This window comes from Acetatifactor muris, from assembly GCF_024623325.1.
In the GTDB taxonomy this organism is placed as follows: Bacteria; Bacillota; Clostridia; order Lachnospirales; family Lachnospiraceae; genus Acetatifactor; species Acetatifactor muris.
Genome location: NZ_JANJZD010000014.1, coordinates 1 through 17,736, shown reverse-complemented (window position 1 = coordinate 17,736; position 17,736 = coordinate 1). Strand labels below are relative to the sequence as shown.

Annotated in this window: 11 protein-coding genes, 2 pseudogenes and 2 CRISPR repeat arrays; all 13 genes and pseudogenes read left to right on the top strand. The window is 47.2% G+C overall.

Translation table 11 applies throughout. The features are described from left to right. The first annotated feature begins 20 nt into the window (after positions 1-20). The 13 genes and pseudogenes from cas5c (at position 21) to NSB25_RS14235 (ending at position 17,518) form a co-directional block, all read left to right on the top strand. A complete protein-coding gene (cas5c, locus tag NSB25_RS14295) occupies positions 21-713 on the top strand; it encodes a type I-C CRISPR-associated protein Cas5c (RefSeq protein WP_103238924.1) in 693 nt (230 codons plus the stop codon). Then, positions 706-2,532, top strand: a complete 1,827-nt coding sequence (gene cas8c, locus NSB25_RS14290) for a type I-C CRISPR-associated protein Cas8c/Csd1 (RefSeq protein WP_103238923.1) — start codon at positions 706-708, stop codon at positions 2,530-2,532. The genes cas5c and cas8c overlap by 8 nt, the downstream gene beginning before the upstream one ends. Before the next feature lie 5 nt (positions 2,533-2,537). After that, on the top strand, positions 2,538-3,533 hold the full coding sequence (gene cas7c / locus NSB25_RS14285) for a type I-C CRISPR-associated protein Cas7/Csd2 (protein ID WP_103238922.1): 996 nt from the start codon (positions 2,538-2,540) through the stop codon (positions 3,531-3,533). After that, positions 3,508-4,188, top strand: a complete 681-nt coding sequence (cas4, locus tag NSB25_RS14280; protein ID WP_172455018.1) for a CRISPR-associated protein Cas4 — start codon at positions 3,508-3,510, stop codon at positions 4,186-4,188. Before cas7c ends, cas4 begins: the two co-directional genes overlap by 26 nt. Beyond that, complete coding sequence (gene cas1c, locus NSB25_RS14275) at positions 4,185-5,201, top strand: type I-C CRISPR-associated endonuclease Cas1c (RefSeq protein ID WP_103238920.1); 1,017 nt, start codon at positions 4,185-4,187, stop codon at positions 5,199-5,201. Before cas4 ends, cas1c begins: the two co-directional genes overlap by 4 nt. A 6-nt stretch (positions 5,202-5,207) precedes the next feature. Next, on the top strand, positions 5,208-5,498 hold the full coding sequence (cas2, locus tag NSB25_RS14270) for a CRISPR-associated endonuclease Cas2 (RefSeq protein WP_103238919.1): 291 nt from the start codon (positions 5,208-5,210) through the stop codon (positions 5,496-5,498). A gap of 188 nt (positions 5,499-5,686) precedes the next feature. Further along, positions 5,687-10,551: direct repeats of the CRISPR family, unit length 32 nt; unit sequence GATGCCCCCTGTGCGGGGGCGTGAATTGAAAC. A gap of 101 nt (positions 10,552-10,652) precedes the next feature. Further along, a CRISPR array of direct repeats spans positions 10,653-11,778; the repeat unit is 32 nt; unit sequence GATGCCCCCTGTGCGGGGGCGTGAATTGAAAC. Positions 11,779-11,804: 26 nt separating this feature from the next. Next, positions 11,805-12,320: pseudogene (locus tag NSB25_RS14265) on the top strand (ATP-binding protein). Positions 12,321-12,660: 340 nt separating this feature from the next. Continuing rightward, positions 12,661-12,870, top strand: a complete 210-nt coding sequence (locus tag NSB25_RS14260) for a helix-turn-helix domain-containing protein (RefSeq protein WP_016285874.1) — start codon at positions 12,661-12,663, stop codon at positions 12,868-12,870. Positions 12,871-12,885: 15 nt separating this feature from the next. Next, positions 12,886-13,542 carry a class I SAM-dependent DNA methyltransferase gene (locus tag NSB25_RS14255; RefSeq protein WP_172455017.1) on the top strand — a complete coding sequence of 219 codons (657 nt, stop codon included), beginning with the start codon at positions 12,886-12,888 and terminating at the stop codon, positions 13,540-13,542. A gap of 695 nt (positions 13,543-14,237) precedes the next feature. After that, positions 14,238-14,702, top strand: coding sequence for an AAA family ATPase (locus NSB25_RS14250; protein WP_103238916.1), 465 nt, complete (start codon positions 14,238-14,240; stop codon positions 14,700-14,702). Positions 14,703-14,828: 126 nt separating this feature from the next. Beyond that, positions 14,829-15,545, top strand: a complete 717-nt coding sequence (locus NSB25_RS14245) for an AAA family ATPase (protein WP_103238915.1) — start codon at positions 14,829-14,831, stop codon at positions 15,543-15,545. Then, entirely contained in the window at positions 15,527-15,781 is a 255-nt protein-coding gene (locus NSB25_RS14240; protein WP_172455016.1) for a hypothetical protein, read from the top strand. Before NSB25_RS14245 ends, NSB25_RS14240 begins: the two co-directional genes overlap by 19 nt. A gap of 32 nt (positions 15,782-15,813) precedes the next feature. Further along, a pseudogene (locus NSB25_RS14235) lies at positions 15,814-17,518 on the top strand (AAA family ATPase). The last annotated feature ends 218 nt before the right edge of the window (positions 17,519-17,736 follow it).

Below are 17,736 nucleotides of genomic sequence, written 5' to 3'. Positions count from 1 at the left end.
ATAAAGTGAGGAGGTGAAGTATGAGTAAAAATCCAAGTGCCACCATTGAAGTATGGGGAGATTTTGCCCTTTGGACGCGGCCCGAGAGCAAGGTGGAGCGGATGACATATGCGGTGCCCACTCCCGGCGCCATCAGAGGGCTGTTGTCTTCCATATATTCCAAGCCGCCGGAATTTTACTGGCAGGTTCGGAGAATCGAAGTGTTGTCGCCCATTCGCTACATATCGTTCAAGAGGAATGAAGTAAAAAGCAAAATGATGAAGATTCCTCAGGCCAATTCCCTTAAGGCATGCATTGACATAGAAGATGACAGGACACAGAGGCAATCCGTTGTCCTGCAGGATGTCCGCTATCGGATTACGGCAGAGATTGTGCCCAGGGCAGCGTATGGTCATGCGCCGGGAAATCTGATGGACCAGTTTGAACGGAGGGTAAAACGGGGCCAGGCCTTTATGCAGCCATGTATGGGAACACGGGAATTTCCGGCCTATTTTGAGTGGGGTTCCGGGCCAGGAGAACCTGTTGATGTTACGATGGATTTAGGGTTAATGGTGTATGATGTATTCAATCTCCACAAGTGGAGCGTCACAAAACAGGCGGAGCCTGAGGTTTCGTTGTTCCATGCGCATTTGAATCGGGGCGTTCTGGAAGTTCCGCCTTATGATTCACCGGAGGTCCTGAAAGGGGGAAAGGAGCCAGGGGAATATGCTTGAGGAATTGTATCAGTATGCGGTTGACCATAAGCTTGCCGCTCGTCCCGGCTTTAAGCCCAAACGGATTAGGGGATATTTTCATCTGTCTGCGGCGGGAGAATTTCTGGATTTGGAGGTCCGGGAAAAAGATGCGGAGCCGGTGGGCGCACCGGACGCGGGAGCGGCCGCAAACGGCACGCGGTATTGCAATCCGCTGATTGAGAAAGCGGGAATCGTTCTTTGCATGGTGAACGATGAGAAGAAAGATAAGAATGTGCCTGTGAAGCATGATTTTTTTGTTTCTTTTTTTGAAGAGGGCAGAAATGCGGAGCCGCTGTTCGGCATTGCGGCAGATGTGCTTCATGATTCCGGGAGATTGGAAGAAATGCGGAATGCCCTGATGGAAAAGAAATTGAAACCTGCGGATCCGGTTGGGTTTGCTGTGGATGGCCAGTATCTTGAACGAAGCGAGTGTTATTACGAATATTGGAATCAGTTCAGGAAGAGGATGCAGACAGCTTCCGAGAGGAAAGAGGAGAGATGTCTGATTACCGGGGAGTTGGCACAGCCTATGGCTACGGTTCCGAAAGTGTCTGGATTGATGCGCGTTGGCGGGCATACATCAGGAGATGCGTTTTTATGCTTTGATAAAGACGCCTTTCAGTCATACGGATTAAAGCAGAGTGCAAATGCGGTGGTGTCCGAGGCGGCAATGACGGCTGTGAATGCCGCTTTGGGCGAATTGATTGGGAAAGCGGACATTCTGGCAGGGGCGAAAATGGTCCACTGGTATTCCGGTCAGGTAAAAGCGCAGGAGGACATGCTTTCCATGCTGTTTGGCGGAAATCTGGTGGAAGGGGAGGAGGAAGAAGTTTCAGGCAGGGAAGAAGAGAGGGAGGCTTTTGCGGCAGCGCAGGCACTGATTCGGTCCATACGGGAAGGGAAACTGGCCGGGAAGCCGGATGTGCTGTATTATATGATGCCTTTGTCCGGGGCAGGCGGAAGAATGATGGTGCGGGGCTGGTATGAGGGGAGCTATGAGGAGCTGTATAGGAATATCTGTTTATGGTTTGAAGACTTGCGATTGATTCTGCCCGGAGGACAGGGCATGACCCGCGGGCCGAAGCTGAAGGCATTATGTCTGCGTATGCTGAAGCCCGGCGGAGGAAGTAAGATATGGGAGCGGGTGGACCGTGAATTATCAAATCTTGCGCAGCGTGTGATGTATGCGGCGATTCATGGAAGCCCTCTGCCGGACGAGGCGACTTACCGTGTTCTGCAGTGGCTCAGGGCTTATTTTCTGGCAGATAAGGAGAAGAGGCAGGGGAGCGGGGGAAACGCAGAGAACGGAAACAGCGCACAGGAAAAGGGCGTTTCTAAGCTCACAGGGCAGGAGACACTGGCTTATCAGTTCCTGAAAGCCTGGTTCAGGAGAAAACAGAGGAAGGAAGGAGGGGAAGAGATTATGAAAGAAGAGCTTAACCGGCAGAATCGCAGCGCCGCATACTTATGCGGACGGCTGATGGCTGTGTACACTGTGATTCAGGAGAATGCCATGCCGGAGGTAAATGTGGGAATTGCCGAGCGGTATTATGCTGCGGCTATGGCAGGGCCCGGACTGGTAATCGGGAAGTTGTCCCAGCTTTCCCAGTATCATCTGGCAAAGTTGGAGAGGGGACTGGCAGTTTATTATGAGAAAATACTGACGGAAATCTATCAAAACATGGGGGAGCAAGAGATTCCCACTATGCTTACCATGATGCAGCAGACGGAGTTTGCGTTGGGATATTATCAGCAAAAGGCAGAAATTTATTCCGGGAAAGAAAAAACAGAGGGGTGATAGGTATGGCAATTGAGAATCGGTATGAATTTATGTTTTATATTGAGTGTAGGAACGGAAATCCCAATGGGGATCCGGATATGGGGAATACGCCGCGGACAGATCCGCAGAGTCTTCACGGATATATCACGGATGTGGCAATCAAGCGCAGAATCAGGAATTATGTGCAGGCTGCTTATGAGGGAAATGAGGGGATGGAAATGCTGGTCCGCAGCGCCAGCAATATCAATACCGGCATTGCCCGGGCAAAAGCGCTCAGCGGCACGGAGCTTTCGGCGAAAGGGAAAAATGAGGTTTATGCAGGGCGTAGAAAAGCCTGTGAGATGTTTTATGACGTGCGTACATTCGGCGCGGTGATGTCCACGGGGCCAAACGCCGGTCAAGTGCGCGGACCGGTACAGATTGCATTTGCACGTTCTTTGGATCCCATTCAGTCATTGGATATTTCCATTACAAGAATGGCCACAGCGGATGCTGCGGGAAATGCCAAGACTGTGGAGGAGTATGAAGCGTGGGAGCAGGAGCAGCCGGAGGACAAGCTTCGCACCATGGGAAGAAAACAGTTTATTCCCTACGGGTTGTATGAAGCGAGAGGGTTCATCAGTGCAAATTTGGCGAAAGAGACAGGTTTCGACGAGCAGGATTTAAAGATTCTGTTTGAATCCATCCTGAATATGTATGAGCATGACCGCTCTTCCAGTAAGGGGGAAATGTCCGTGATTACGCCGTTAATTATTTTCCGTCATACGGGGACCGATTCGGATTTGAACCAGAGAAAACGGCAGGCAGCGCTTGGTTGTGCTCCGGCCCATCGGCTGTTTGATATGGTTCATGTACGGAAGAAAGAAGATGTGGCATACCCGACATCATGGAGAGATTATAGGGCGGAAATCAATACGGAGGCACGTCCTGCAGGAATCGACATTGGTTTCCTTTGCAACCCATATGGGGAAATCAGTTGGAACGAGGTGCCTGATGATGCAGAGTTTTTCAGAGGATGAGTTCAGGGAGCTGTTTCCGCTGTCGTGGCTGTCACAGTACGGATATTGTAAAAGGCGCTGTTCTCTGCTTGCGTTAGAGCAAATCTGGCAGGAGAATGAATATACGGCAGCAGGGAGGATGCAGCATAAGCGGGTACATACCGGGAGAACGGAACAGCGGGGAGATACCATATATATTTTCGAGATGCCGGTTTTTTCCCGCGGGCTTGGAGTGAACGGATTCTGCGACTGCGTGGAAGCGCATCTGTCCCCATCGGGCGCTGCCATTCCCTATGGAAAAGGAAAGTACACATTTTACCCTGTGGAATATAAGCACGGAGTTGTGCGGGACGAGGAGGAATATCATCTTCAGCTGTGCGCTCAGGCAATCTGTCTGGAGGAGCGTTTTGGTGTAGAGATTCCAGTGGGGGCTATTTTCTTCATTGACGCCCACAGACGTGATGAGGTGCTGCTTTCACAGGAATTGCGGGAACAGACATGGAAAACGGCAAAGGAAATATCAGACATGGTGGAAAGCCAGAAGACGATTCCGGCGGCTTACAGCGCAAAGTGTAAGAAGTGTTCCTTGCGGGAGGCCTGCCAGCCGAGAATTAGACGTTCCGCCCAGTCATACAGTGAAGGTCTTTGGGAGGAAGCGATAAAGGAGACAGAATGAAACAGCTGTTAAATACGTTATATATTCTGACCCCGGACACATATCTGTTTTTAGAGAATGAGGCAATCGGTGTGAAAATAGGCGGGGAGGAGAAGGTGCGGGTTCCTGCTCATACCATTAACTCTGTCTACTGTTTTGGTAATGTGACAGTGTCCACACCGTTGATTGGATTTTGCGGACAGAGGGGAATCAGCCTGGTATTTCTATCCGAATATGGGAAATTCTATGGCAGGATCCAGGGACCGGTTCAGGGGAATATTCTGCTCAGACGCAGACAGTTTGCTGCATTGGATGATTTGGTTTTCAGCAAGAGGCTTGTGCGGAGTATCTTATTGGGGAAGTTGGTCAACAGCAGAGAATTTTTGATGCGGGTTCGAAGAGAACGCAAAGAAAAAGAAGAGGTATTTACGAATTCGATTCAAAAGATTGCGCGAATTGCGGAAGAGCTTCGGGAGAGTCCCGGTATTGATTCCATGCGCGGACTGGAGGGAGCGGCTGCTGCGGCATATTATGCGGCGTTTTCGGCTATGCTGGTGAGTGAAGAAATGGGATTTGAGGGCAGAAACCGTCGGCCTCCGGAGGACCCTGTAAATGCATTGCTCTCTTTTTTATATACGTTATTAAAGAACGATGTGCAGTCCGCATTGGAGGGTGTGGGACTGGATCCTGCCGCAGGATTTCTGCATACTCTGCGGCCGGGAAGGCCTGCTCTGGCTCTGGATTTGATGGAGGAATTGAGGTCGCCGCTCTGTGACCGCCTCTGTGTTGCATTGATAAACCGAGGACAGATTACCCGAAAACATTTTGAACAGCTGACACCGCCGGTTCTTTTAGGGGAAAATGGAAGGAAAATCGTGTTAAAGGCATGGCAGGAACGAAAAAAGGAACAGATTCAGCATCCGTTTTTACAGGAAAAGATTCCCATTGGACTGATTCCCCATGCACAGGCAATGCTTTTGGCAAGGGTATTGCGTGATGAACTGGATGAATATCCGCCATTTCATTGGAGGTGATGCAGTATGATGCTTGTAGTTTCCTATGATGTGAATACTACGGACGCGGCAGGTGAGAAACGTCTGCGGAAAGTAGCGAAGCTCTGTGAAGCATATGGCTGCCGGGTGCAGAATTCGGTATTTGAGGTATTGGTTGACCCGGCACAGCTGGTTACGCTGAAAGCAGGTTTATCTGAGGTAATAGATAAGGAGAAAGATTCGGTGCGGTTTTATCGTCTGGGAAGTAATTGGCGTCCTCGGATAGAAACACTGGGAAAGGAATTGACATATGAGCAGGATGGGGTAATTATGTTTTGATAGGGTATGGGGTATTTGCGCGGACTGTAATCATTGTGATTTATGCGGGAGGTTCGCGCAGAAAATGAAGGCTTTTTTGGAGGTTGGATAAATATAAAATCATTTTTAGAGGATTATTGTCTGGCTTTAAAAATAGAAATTTAGATAGTTTGCATAAAAATGGATGGAGTAATTTGTCTGTTTTTGGCGATGCCCCCTGTGCGGGGGCGTGAATTGAAACATATAAAGCGGCTCTTTCCTTGTGCAGCTGTGTTTGATGCCCCCTGTGCGGGGGCGTGAATTGAAACAATCTGCCGAAACCGTACAAAGCCCCGGAAGTGTGATGCCCCCTGTGCGGGGGCGTGAATTGAAACATTCTGGAAGTAGGAAAGAAGATTGTGAAAGCAGATGCCCCCTGTGCGGGGGCGTGAATTGAAACCTCCATGTTCGGCTGGGGTGGCTTCGGCGGCTGGGATGCCCCCTGTGCGGGGGCGTGAATTGAAACAATCGCTACATCCAGACAAGCGCGCAAGGGGATTGATGCCCCCTGTGCGGGGGCGTGAATTGAAACTGTCCGCAGTGCCGGAAAAAACAGGGAGGCGTGGATGCCCCCTGTGCGGGGGCGTGAATTGAAACGTTGTATTTGACAAGGGAACAAAGAAAATTATCGGATGCCCCCTGTGCGGGGGCGTGAATTGAAACATCGTTATATAGTCCCGGATCAGTGTATGGATATTGATGCCCCCTGTGCGGGGGCGTGAATTGAAACGACCTGGTGGCGGAATACAATACCGAAATGGGCACGATGCCCCCTGTGCGGGGGCGTGAATTGAAACTTGGGAACTCTTTCCGGAAATCTGAAAGTTCAGCTGATGCCCCCTGTGCGGGGGCGTGAATTGAAACCCTGCTGGACTTCGGAAAGTGGATGGGTGGCACCGATGCCCCCTGTGCGGGGGCGTGAATTGAAACTCCAGTGGTACAAAGAAAAGCAGCGGCCTTTTATCGATGCCCCCTGTGCGGGGGCGTGAATTGAAACAGCATTGATTACCCAGTATGAGTTCCTGGATTCTGGATGCCCCCTGTGCGGGGGCGTGAATTGAAACACGGCTGTTGTAATGACACCGATCAGGCTGTTAAGGATGCCCCCTGTGCGGGGGCGTGAATTGAAACAGGCATAACAACCTTGCAGCCGTAGTGGAAAAACAGATGCCCCCTGTGCGGGGGCGTGAATTGAAACAAATACTTCATTCCATGTGCGCCTCGTAGCTTTGCGATGCCCCCTGTGCGGGGGCGTGAATTGAAACTTACTCCGTAGAGCCGCTATTGGAAGATATAACAGGATGCCCCCTGTGCGGGGGCGTGAATTGAAACGGGGAGGTAACTGCAATCAGTGCGGAAACTGCTAAAGGATGCCCCCTGTGCGGGGGCGTGAATTGAAACAAGTATGGATAAATTAAGAGTAGACAACGGTATAAAGATGCCCCCTGTGCGGGGGCGTGAATTGAAACGGAGCAGTTCGGGGTGGAGCTGACAGAGGATTTTGATGCCCCCTGTGCGGGGGCGTGAATTGAAACATAAGGAGCAAACCGGCATGGGATATGTAAAGTAGATGCCCCCTGTGCGGGGGCGTGAATTGAAACATCAAACTTTGCCAGCGCTCCGCGCGCCTTATCTGATGCCCCCTGTGCGGGGGCGTGAATTGAAACTTCGATGATTTAGAAAAAGAAGAAAAACGGATAGAGATGCCCCCTGTGCGGGGGCGTGAATTGAAACATGGCCAGTAGCAGAGATTCAGAAGAGCCCCTTAGATGCCCCCTGTGCGGGGGCGTGAATTGAAACAATAGGAAAAAACCTATCTGACTTAATAAAATTAGATGCCCCCTGTGCGGGGGCGTGAATTGAAACATCGAAGAGAATACCGCAACAGAAATTATTAAGAGATGCCCCCTGTGCGGGGGCGTGAATTGAAACTTCGTCATTCCGTGTCACTTCCTCGCTGGATTGATGCCCCCTGTGCGGGGGCGTGAATTGAAACTTTGACCTGGAGGTGAACGGTGTGACGATATATGGATGCCCCCTGTGCGGGGGCGTGAATTGAAACTCACCAAACAGGAAATCATGCAGCTGGCATCCGGATGCCCCCTGTGCGGGGGCGTGAATTGAAACATTTTCTAAATGCCTTGACATGCTTCGAGAAAAGATGCCCCCTGTGCGGGGGCGTGAATTGAAACTGTGATACCTTAAGGGTGTCGCAGGCTCTTTCTGGATGCCCCCTGTGCGGGGGCGTGAATTGAAACCTCCAATAATTATTCTCAATACGCCATTGATAAGCGATGCCCCCTGTGCGGGGGCGTGAATTGAAACAGACTCTGAAATCATTGACCTGCCATTCTGGGAAGGATGCCCCCTGTGCGGGGGCGTGAATTGAAACCGTAAAAACCTGCCTAAAGCTTCAGAATATTTACGATGCCCCCTGTGCGGGGGCGTGAATTGAAACTCCAATGGTTGCTCCCAGCATACTACCGGAGAACCGATGCCCCCTGTGCGGGGGCGTGAATTGAAACTGAATTTATCAGATTCCTTGACGGCGTGATGGTAGGATGCCCCCTGTGCGGGGGCGTGAATTGAAACTTCTTCTGACTGCAGGAGCATATAATAAAGCGCACGATGCCCCCTGTGCGGGGGCGTGAATTGAAACTTATGGGTATTTTAGGATAATGTTTCACGTGAAGATGCCCCCTGTGCGGGGGCGTGAATTGAAACTTTATAAAATATTATCAGAATATCTGCCAACAGAGATGCCCCCTGTGCGGGGGCGTGAATTGAAACTTATTTCGGGAATTGTAGGCATGATTATCTCCTGATGCCCCCTGTGCGGGGGCGTGAATTGAAACTGGGGTAGGTCCCGGCGGGTCCGGGTCTCCACCGATGCCCCCTGTGCGGGGGCGTGAATTGAAACCCGAGAACATAATCCTGGTCCCTGTCTGAATTCGGATGCCCCCCGTGCGGGGGCGTGAATTGAAACCTCAATTTCATGGCCGGAATTATGGATATGAATAGATGCCCCCTGTGCGGGGGCGTGAATTGAAACTGCGGATGCTGCGGCCACATCTGTCACCCTTATAGGATGCCCCCTGTGCGGGGGCGTGAATTGAAACATAGTAATATGTGCATTATTTCCTGTAAGATATAGATGCCCCCTGTGCGGGGGCGTGAATTGAAACCTCTGAGGGAAAAAGTTTTGTAGATGATAAATACGATGCCCCCTGTGCGGGGGCGTGAATTGAAACAATTTTATTAATTCTTGATTAATTAATTCAACAGGATGCCCCCTGTGCGGGGGCGTGAATTGAAACAATTTTAAATGTTACCGGACGTTTGCATACGTTGATGCCCCCTGTGCGGGGGCGTGAATTGAAACCAGACCGGGTGCTAGGGAAATTATAACAGATTCATGATGCCCCCTGTGCGGGGGCGTGAATTGAAACATTGGATTATCTATATTACACATGCATGAGCGCAGATGCCCCCTGTGCGGGGGCGTGAATTGAAACCTCACTCTTCTTCGGGTCATACGGAAATACCTCGATGCCCCCTGTGCGGGGGCGTGAATTGAAACACCCGAAAGCATACCTTGCACGGCAAACTGGCTTGATGCCCCCTGTGCGGGGGCGTGAATTGAAACTATGCCTGGGGCATCTGGACAACAGCCCATGCCAGATGCCCCCTGTGCGGGGGCGTGAATTGAAACGAATCTGCCGGTAATCAGCATTCATGGTATCAAAATGATGCCCCCTGTGCGGGGGCGTGAATTGAAACTGATGAAAGAGGCGGGAAGAGGTGGGGATACGCGATGCCCCCTGTGCGGGGGCGTGAATTGAAACAAGTTGGCTACACGCTTATCAATGGCGTATTGAGAGATGCCCCCTGTGCGGGGGCGTGAATTGAAACGTTCTGCTCCCTGGGCTCATAGCCGTCGGAATCGATGCCCCCTGTGCGGGGGCGTGAATTGAAACACGTATGACTTTGAGAACGGATGGAAAGAGACGGAGATGCCCCCTGTGCGGGGGCGTGAATTGAAACAAAAGTTCACCTCTGCACTCAGCATAGGATACATAGATGCCCCCTGTGCGGGGGCGTGAATTGAAACGAATGGCGCGCTCCTGGCTCTGATGATTCTTATGGATGCCCCCTGTGCGGGGGCGTGAATTGAAACGATAAAGGCGAAGACGCGAACCCATTCCAGAATCTGATGCCCCCTGTGCGGGGGCGTGAATTGAAACTCATAACGACTATCATAACGCCAGGAGAAGCGCCGATGCCCCCTGTGCGGGGGCGTGAATTGAAACGTAGGAGTTGAATCTCCAGTGCATATACATATTGATGCCCCCTGTGCGGGGGCGTGAATTGAAACGGGAAAAGGGCGTGGACATGGAGAGTATCATATGATGCCCCCTGTGCGGGGGCGTGAATTGAAACATGTTGCAGTATTTGACGGAAGATAGGGGGAGAAGATGCCCCCTGTGCGGGGGCGTGAATTGAAACTGTCTGTCTGTCTCCCTGTGTGTGTGTCTGTCTGTCGATGCCCCCTGTGCGGGGGCGTGAATTGAAACCCATAGCTCATTCCAGAAAAATGAGTATTGCATGATGCCCCCTGTGCGGGGGCGTGAATTGAAACCATGATAACAATCCCGTCCGCCCGTGTGCATGAGTGATGCCCCCTGTGCGGGGGCGTGAATTGAAACAGTGTACATCATTCCGAAAATTGCGTTTAACTTGATGCCCCCTGTGCGGGGGCGTGAATTGAAACATACCGCTTACGCCTGGCACAGTATACTCTCCCAGGATGCCCCCTGTGCGGGGGCGTGAATTGAAACATCGGGATGGCGTGCGCAATCGGTGCTCCGACAGGGATGCCCCCTGTGCGGGGGCGTGAATTGAAACAGAAAGATAGGGCATTGCAATTTCATCCTTCAGGATGCCCCCTGTGCGGGGGCGTGAATTGAAACTCAGGCTCACCTGGAAGATTTCACCAGAATACGGATGCCCCCTGTGCGGGGGCGTGAATTGAAACTTGATTCTGATAAAATAGTAGAACTGTATGAACTGATGCCCCCTGTGCGGGGGGCGTGAATTGAAACACGAAAAACGTTCCCGTAAACATCATGGGAGGACTGATGCCCCCTGTGCGGGGGCGTGAATTGAAACCTCAATTTCATGGCCGGAATTATGGATATGAATACGATGCCCCCTGTGCGGGGGCGTGAATTGAAACCGCATCCATTGGAAAAGCAGGGAACGGATTCCATGATGCCCCCTGTGCGGGGGCGTGAATTGAAACGCAAATAATACTTCCCCAGCACCTGCTCCGGCACCTGTGCGGGGGCGTGAATTGAAACTGACAGCGGTACTGATAAGATTATCGACGGCGGTGATGCCCCCTGTGCGGGGGCGTGAATTGAAACCGGAATACGTCTTACCGGTGCCTCTCCCGCCAATGATGCCCCCTGTGCGGGGGCGTGAATTGAAACTATTCCGAACTGGGTTAAGTACTTCAAGAGTTAGATGCCCCCTGTGCGGGGGCGTGAATTGAAACGACATAACAATCGTCATTTCAACTGTGTCAACCCAGATGCCCCCTGTGCGGGGGCGTGAATTGAAACGCACTGGCGCACATTATTGATGTGCACATACTGAAGATGCCCCCTGTGCGGGGGCGTGAATTGAAACAGCAGATTATCTGGAAACAACAGTCACAGACATTGGATGCCCCCTGTGCGGGGGCGTGAATTGAAACTGCAGCGATGAGAAAAAAGAAGCATCCGAAATCATGATGCCCCCTGTGCGGGGGCGTGAATTGAAACTCCTCCCACAAACCACATATCTGCTATGTTTTCTTGATGCCCCCTGTGCGGGGGCGTGAATTGAAACCATAATGTTCTACCTATAGGGTTGCAGACCCCTTCGATGCCCCCTGTGCGGGGGCGTGAATTGAAACGGCAAATGAAAAAATCAGGGAGAGGCCGGACATAAGAGATGCCCCCTGTGCGGGGGCGTGAATTGAAACTCATGATTAATATTTTAAAATCCCATTGGAAAGGATGCCCCCTGTGCGGGGGCGTGAATTGAAACTTCTATACTTTCCGGCATGGAAGACGCAGAGAAGATGCCCCCTGTGCGGGGGCGTGAATTGAAACTGTTTCAGCTCTTATTAATCGTATTGGAATTGAAACTCCAAATGTATAGTCATCTTTGCCTACTTCGCGGTAGATGCCCCCTGTGCGGGGGCGTGAATTGAAACAAATAGGATTCAGTATTTTTCTTTAATTGATTCTGAATCTCGCCACAATGGGACTTGTTGCCAATGCAACAAATCTTGTCATCACAGGACCGACCAGTGTGGGAAAGACTTACCTTGCATGTGCCCTTGGCGTGGAAGCATGCAGACAGACTTACAGGGGTTTGTATATCAGGATGTCTGACCTGATGCGTAACTTTGAGAATTAGAGCGACAACCTCAGGGAGCTTACAAAATACAGGAAAAGGATCGGTAGCTATCAGATCCTCATCCTTGATGAATGGCTGAATTATAAACTTACTGAAAAGGATGCTAAGAACCTTTATGAGCTGTTTGAACAACGCAGTAGCAATAACTCATCAATCTTTGTCGGACAGTATCCTGTGGATGAATGGCATAACAGGTTCGGCGGAGGGACACAGGCGGATTCCATCATGGACAGGATTATTCATAATGCCTATGAAATCCCTACAAATGAAACAAACCTGAGAAAGCTGTATGATTCAAAGAAGCTGAAAAGGTTTGTTGACGAGATAGAAACATAATCATCTGAACATCATTAGACCTAATATTGCATCTGTTGTATTTTCAAGCGATAGGGCAGTATTACTATATCTTGTGTCTGAGGTGGCTCTCAAGGAAGAAATTTCCAGGTGGCTCTGAAGCGGGAAACTGGTGGCTCCAAAGGGGGATAATATTCAGGAAATCACGGTCACCTTCCGCGATGGGACAGAGATTCAGGCATAACAGAATAACAGCGAAACTGGCATTCGGTTTCGGCCGGATGTCTTTTTTCCGAAGGATTGAAAATGTGGAAATAAAGTGATACAATAAATTGTACAGATAGGACAATTTATTTCAAAGGACTTGGACAGGTGAGGGGCAATGCTGAAAAACAACATAGAAGTCGATGTAAAGGTCAAATGCATTGAAGCGGAAACTACACAGGCAAAACTCGCCGAGGATATCGGTACCACGCCGTCCTATGTGAATCGGCTGATTAAGAAAAGCGAAAAAATTGTAAATAAGACGTTCATACAGATGCTTGAATCCTTGGGGTATGATGTCGAATTGACTTATGTGAAGAAAGAATAAGCCGAAGGGAGTAACTTGTTCAAGGGTGAAGCAAATTTCAGAGGTGCGTGTAATTGTATCATTTTAGGCATGGCAACAGAGCCCGCCATGGGCAGCGCTGTATTCCTGAATGAAGCAATCAATCAGCTTGCGGAAAATTATATCTCCCGCAAGGAGCAGGAGACGGGGGAAATCATCAGCTATGAAAACCGTTTTAATGAGCTGCAGAAGGTGAAGATGTATATTGCTGAACGTAATGTCTACGGCTTTGACCTGAATCCGGTTGCGGTGGAACTGCCAGAGGTTTCTCTGTGGCTGAACACTATTTATGAGGGCGGGTTTGTGCCCTGGTTCGGCGCACAGTTGGTAAATGGCAACTCCCTGCTTGGGGTAAGGCGCCAGGTATACCGGATTGAGAATGCCCAGGCTATTTCCAAAGTGATGCGTTGGTATGAAATGAAACCGGAACGACTGCCTTTTGGGACGGAGAGGGCAGATAAGGGATATAAGTTCGGCCGCACGCAGATTTATCATTTTCTGTTGGGAGACCCGGGGATGTGCAATTATTCCCACAAATCATCAAATTCCTGGAGATTGATGATTTGTGGGAGGCGCAGATTAAGCTGCGGAAAGAAGTGGGGGCAAAGACCCAAGATGCGTTGTCCATCTTTGGCCATATGGATGACGCCATAGATTCCCGGACTACCATCCGCCAGAAGGATAAAATCAAATCTACAGCGAACTATATAAGAGCGAGTTCAAGAAAAATATTACCGATAAAAATGTTCATGGGAAAGCAATTAAGGCCTGCATATTCAGTTTTCTCATTTGCTGTTTTCGGAGGTTTTATTATTACTTATTGTCTTTTTCTATTTGTTTTTGAACGGCTTGGGATGGGTTAAAGGCAAAGACATTGCTTTTTTTAGGAGTAGAAGTTTACCTGGCACTCAATATTTTACTGTCAATTTTACGAGGAATTGCTAATTTATACTTTTCTTTTTATAGGAGTAATGTGAAATAGAGAGAAAAAGGAATTTATTGACTGTACTCTTGGAAAATCATCAGATACAGATTGTATCATGATGTGGAACTGTTTTCGGTCAATTATCAAATTGAATTCGCTACACGCGTGTAGCGAATTGAGGAGAATGGTAAGATACTAAAAATGGAATGATATAGAAGATAAATTTCAATTACAACCTGCATAAAACGAACGCTGCGAATGAAGAGCTGGTTAGCAGACTTAAAAACGGGCGCGAAGCCCAAGGAGGATTCCACTATACCGATTGCTCTTATCATTCTAACAGCTTAAGCAACAAGTTGGATAACATCCTAACTGGATGTTAGGAATATTAACCATAAATATATTGTAGTAGGAGGAAACTGTTTTGATTACAAAGGTGAAACTACAAAGATTTAAAAAATTTAAGAATAATGAGATAGTTCTGAAACCATTTACCGTTCTAATGGAAGAAAACAGCTGTGGAAAGACAACGGTCATACAGGCAATTAACCTTTCGCTGAATACTTTTGCAAAAAGTGATTTGATTACATTAAAAAATGAGAAAGCAATCCCAAAAGCAAGAGGGATAGGTGCAACAGATTTGCCAGGGATAAATATCTCTGATTTTAGAGAACTGTATTATGGAAAAGTATCCCGTCAAAGCAAGAAAAGTAATAAATCTTTTGGGGCGATAGTTGATATTGAAGATGATAAAAGAAACATTTATAAATTACAGGTATCTTCTCTTTTTGGCGGATTCAATTTGAAATGTTTATCCAGTGCTGATGATTTAAAAAATTCACCTACAATATATAATTTCACTCCGCTATTGATTTCTGGATTTGTTTGATTACAAGAAACAGAACAGAGATCATTCCCAGTTAATATAAGACAGCATTTATCATCGGGAAATGTAAGTGCCATTGTCAGAAACTTAGTTTTAGATTTAAAAAAGAACAATGATGAAAATTATAGAATGTTAAAACAAAGATTAATACAAGATTTGGGTTTTTATTTGGATGACGTAATCTTTAATGAACAGAAAGATATGTACATCAAGGCAGCTTATAGCGAAAATCTTGACGATAAAAAGATTACATTTGACTTTAATTCATCTGGTAGTGGTTTTATGCAGGTATTGCAGATTTTGGCACCAATTTATACTGTGTGTCCTAATGAATGTAAAGTTGTGTTATTGGATGAACCAGATGCACATTTACATCCTAATATGCAAATTGCTCTGGCAAAATCATTACAAAAGATTCAGAAAGAATTAAATATACAGATTATTATTTCTACTCATTCTGCGGCAATCATAAAAACAGTAAAACCTTCAAGTGTAGTGCCGATTACTGTGAATAATTTAATATGCAAACCATTGTCGGCGAAAGAAGATGTTGAAGAGCAGATAGCGCAACTTGATAATTATGAACTGGCTAAATCTGTTATTAGCGGAAAGATGGTTTTTATTGAAGATGCTAACATTGAAATTTGGGAAACGGTAGATAAGATTCTGGGAACTAAGGTTTTCTATGGGGCTAACACAGTATCAATACATAAGGGGAGAAGTAAAGATGATAAAATGCCATTTCAAATTAAGCCTTTATTAAAAGATTTTTTAAAGAAGGATATAGATATAATATTTATTCGAGATAGTGATGGATTGCCGGAGGAATGGAAACTTCTGAAATGAGATTAAATCTAAATAAAGATGATATATTAGAAGCAATGGAGGAAAGCGATATTCCAATAGAAATTAAGAATATATTAAAAAGTCTTCAATCTAATATGCTGCAAGATGATGATATAAATAAATTGGAAGAATATGAGGAATCCTCTAAAGAAACGGATATTTCTGTAGATGTGGATTTGTTGGAAGAAAACTCTATAGATGAAATAGTTCAGTTATCATTGCCATTTGGAGTATAGCTATTACGTAAATATGTGGAGGATATATTATTATGGCAAGAACCGTAGGAATAGGAATTCAGAGTTTTGAGAAGCTGATAACGGAAAATAGCTTTTATATTGATAAGACAGATTTTATCAGGCAGTGGTGGGAGAATAGAGATGATGTGACTCTGATTACCCGTCCCCGTAGATTCGGGAAAACGCTGAACATGAATATGTTGGAGCGATTTCTTTCGGTAGAGTATTCAGGGAGAGGTAAAGTCTTTGAAGGATTAGCCATATGGAAAGAAGAGAAATACCGCAATCTTCAGGGAATCTGGCCGGTAATCTTTTTAAGCTTTGCCGGAATAAAAGCACCTTCTTTCTCTGAGGCAAAAAAGCCTATATTATCTGATAGAAAAATTATATAACCGATATGAATTTCTTCTAAAAGAAGACAGCTTGAACGAAAAAGAAAGAGAATTCATAAAAAACATTTCTGCAAATATGGATGACTATTCTGCCATCTCTTCTTTGGGCACACTGTCCGAGTTTTTATATCGCTATTATGGCCGAAAAGTCATTATTTTGCTGGATGAGTATGACACACCTCTTCAGGAGGCCTGGGTGTACGGCTATTGGCAGGAAATGGTGGAACTCATAAGGGGGCTGTTCAACTCCACGTTCAAGACGAACCCGTATCTGGAACGGGCGGTTATGACAGGAATTACAAGTGGTCACATTGCTTCTTGCGAAGCAAAGGAGTCCATTTTTTCGGATTTGAATCATTTGACAGTAGTGACATCCACATCGGAGATGTATGGGGATTGCTTTGGATTTACGGAGGAAGAAGTATTTTCTGCATTGGATGAATATGGGATGCAGGATAAGCGTACGGATGTGAAAAGATGGTATGACGGTTTTACTTTTGGAGAACATAGAGATATTTATAATCCCTGGTCAATCATAAATTACTTGAAAACGGGGCGATTTGCCACTTACTGGGCCAACACCAGCAGCAATGGCCTGGTGGATAAGCTGATTCGTGAGGGAAGCGCGGAAATCAAAATTTCCATGGAAAATCTCCTGAAAGGTGAACATCTGCAAAAAGAAATTGACGAGCAGATTATTTTTGACCAGTTGGACACAGATGAGAGTGCTATCTGGAGCCTGTTTTTGGCAAGCGGATATCTGAAAGCGGAGAGTTACATGTTAAATGAGGAGACAGGAGCAGATATTTATGAACTGGCGCTGACGAATAAGGAAGTGCAGTTTATGTTCCGGAAGATGATAAAGAAATGGTTTACCCGTTCAGGGACAGTCTATAATGGCTTTATCAGAGCGCTGCTTCAGGATGACATAAAATCCATGAATGCCTACATGAACCGTGTAGCCTTGTCCACATTCAGCTATTTTGACAGTGGAAGAAATCCATCCGCGGAGACTCAACCGGAACGGTTTTACCATGGCTTTGTTCTGGGGCTGGCTGTAGAACTGGCGGACCGCTATATCATCACATCCAACCGGGAGAGTGGCTTTGGACGATATGATGTGGTAATGGAACCAAAGAACAGAACAGACAATGCTATCGTTATGGAATTTAAAGTCAGAGATTCAAGGGAAGAGGCATCCTTGGAGAATACAGCAGATGCTGCGCTGAAGCAGATTAGAGACCAGCGGTATGAAGCGGTATTGGAGAACAGCGGCATTTCAAGAGAAAGGATTAGAAGCTATGGTTTCGCTTTTGAAGGAAAAGAAGTCCTGATAAGAGGGTGATAGAATTTTTAGCCCTCAAAAGCGCCTTTACAGAGCTTGCTGCAACTGAAAAATAAAATATTCAAAAAGAATCGCAGCAAGCTCCAACAACGAATAACTTCTCGGAATCTCAATGAATGTGATTCTAACTGAAAATTGACAACTGAATATGGTGCAGGAAAAGAAATTTGAGAAAAATGGACATAAACATTGGACATAGTGGGTACTATGCCTTGAAA

What these genes read in the sequence shown, in the direction of transcription:
- cas5c (WP_103238924.1), top strand. Translation starts at nt 21, where the DNA reads ATGAGTAAAAATCCAAGTGCCACCATTGAAGTATGGGGAGATTTTGCC.
- cas8c (WP_103238923.1), top strand. Translation starts at nt 706, where the DNA reads ATGCTTGAGGAATTGTATCAGTATGCGGTTGACCATAAGCTTGCCGCT.
- cas7c (WP_103238922.1), top strand. Translation starts at nt 2,538, where the DNA reads ATGGCAATTGAGAATCGGTATGAATTTATGTTTTATATTGAGTGTAGG.
- cas4 (WP_172455018.1), top strand. Translation starts at nt 3,508, where the DNA reads ATGATGCAGAGTTTTTCAGAGGATGAGTTCAGGGAGCTGTTTCCGCTG.
- cas1c (WP_103238920.1), top strand. Translation starts at nt 4,185, where the DNA reads ATGAAACAGCTGTTAAATACGTTATATATTCTGACCCCGGACACATAT.
- cas2 (WP_103238919.1), top strand. Translation starts at nt 5,208, where the DNA reads ATGATGCTTGTAGTTTCCTATGATGTGAATACTACGGACGCGGCAGGT.
- NSB25_RS14260 (WP_016285874.1), top strand. Translation starts at nt 12,661, where the DNA reads ATGCTGAAAAACAACATAGAAGTCGATGTAAAGGTCAAATGCATTGAA.
- NSB25_RS14245 (WP_103238915.1), top strand. Translation starts at nt 14,829, where the DNA reads ATGTTAAAACAAAGATTAATACAAGATTTGGGTTTTTATTTGGATGAC.
- NSB25_RS14240 (WP_172455016.1), top strand. Translation starts at nt 15,527, where the DNA reads ATGGAAACTTCTGAAATGAGATTAAATCTAAATAAAGATGATATATTA.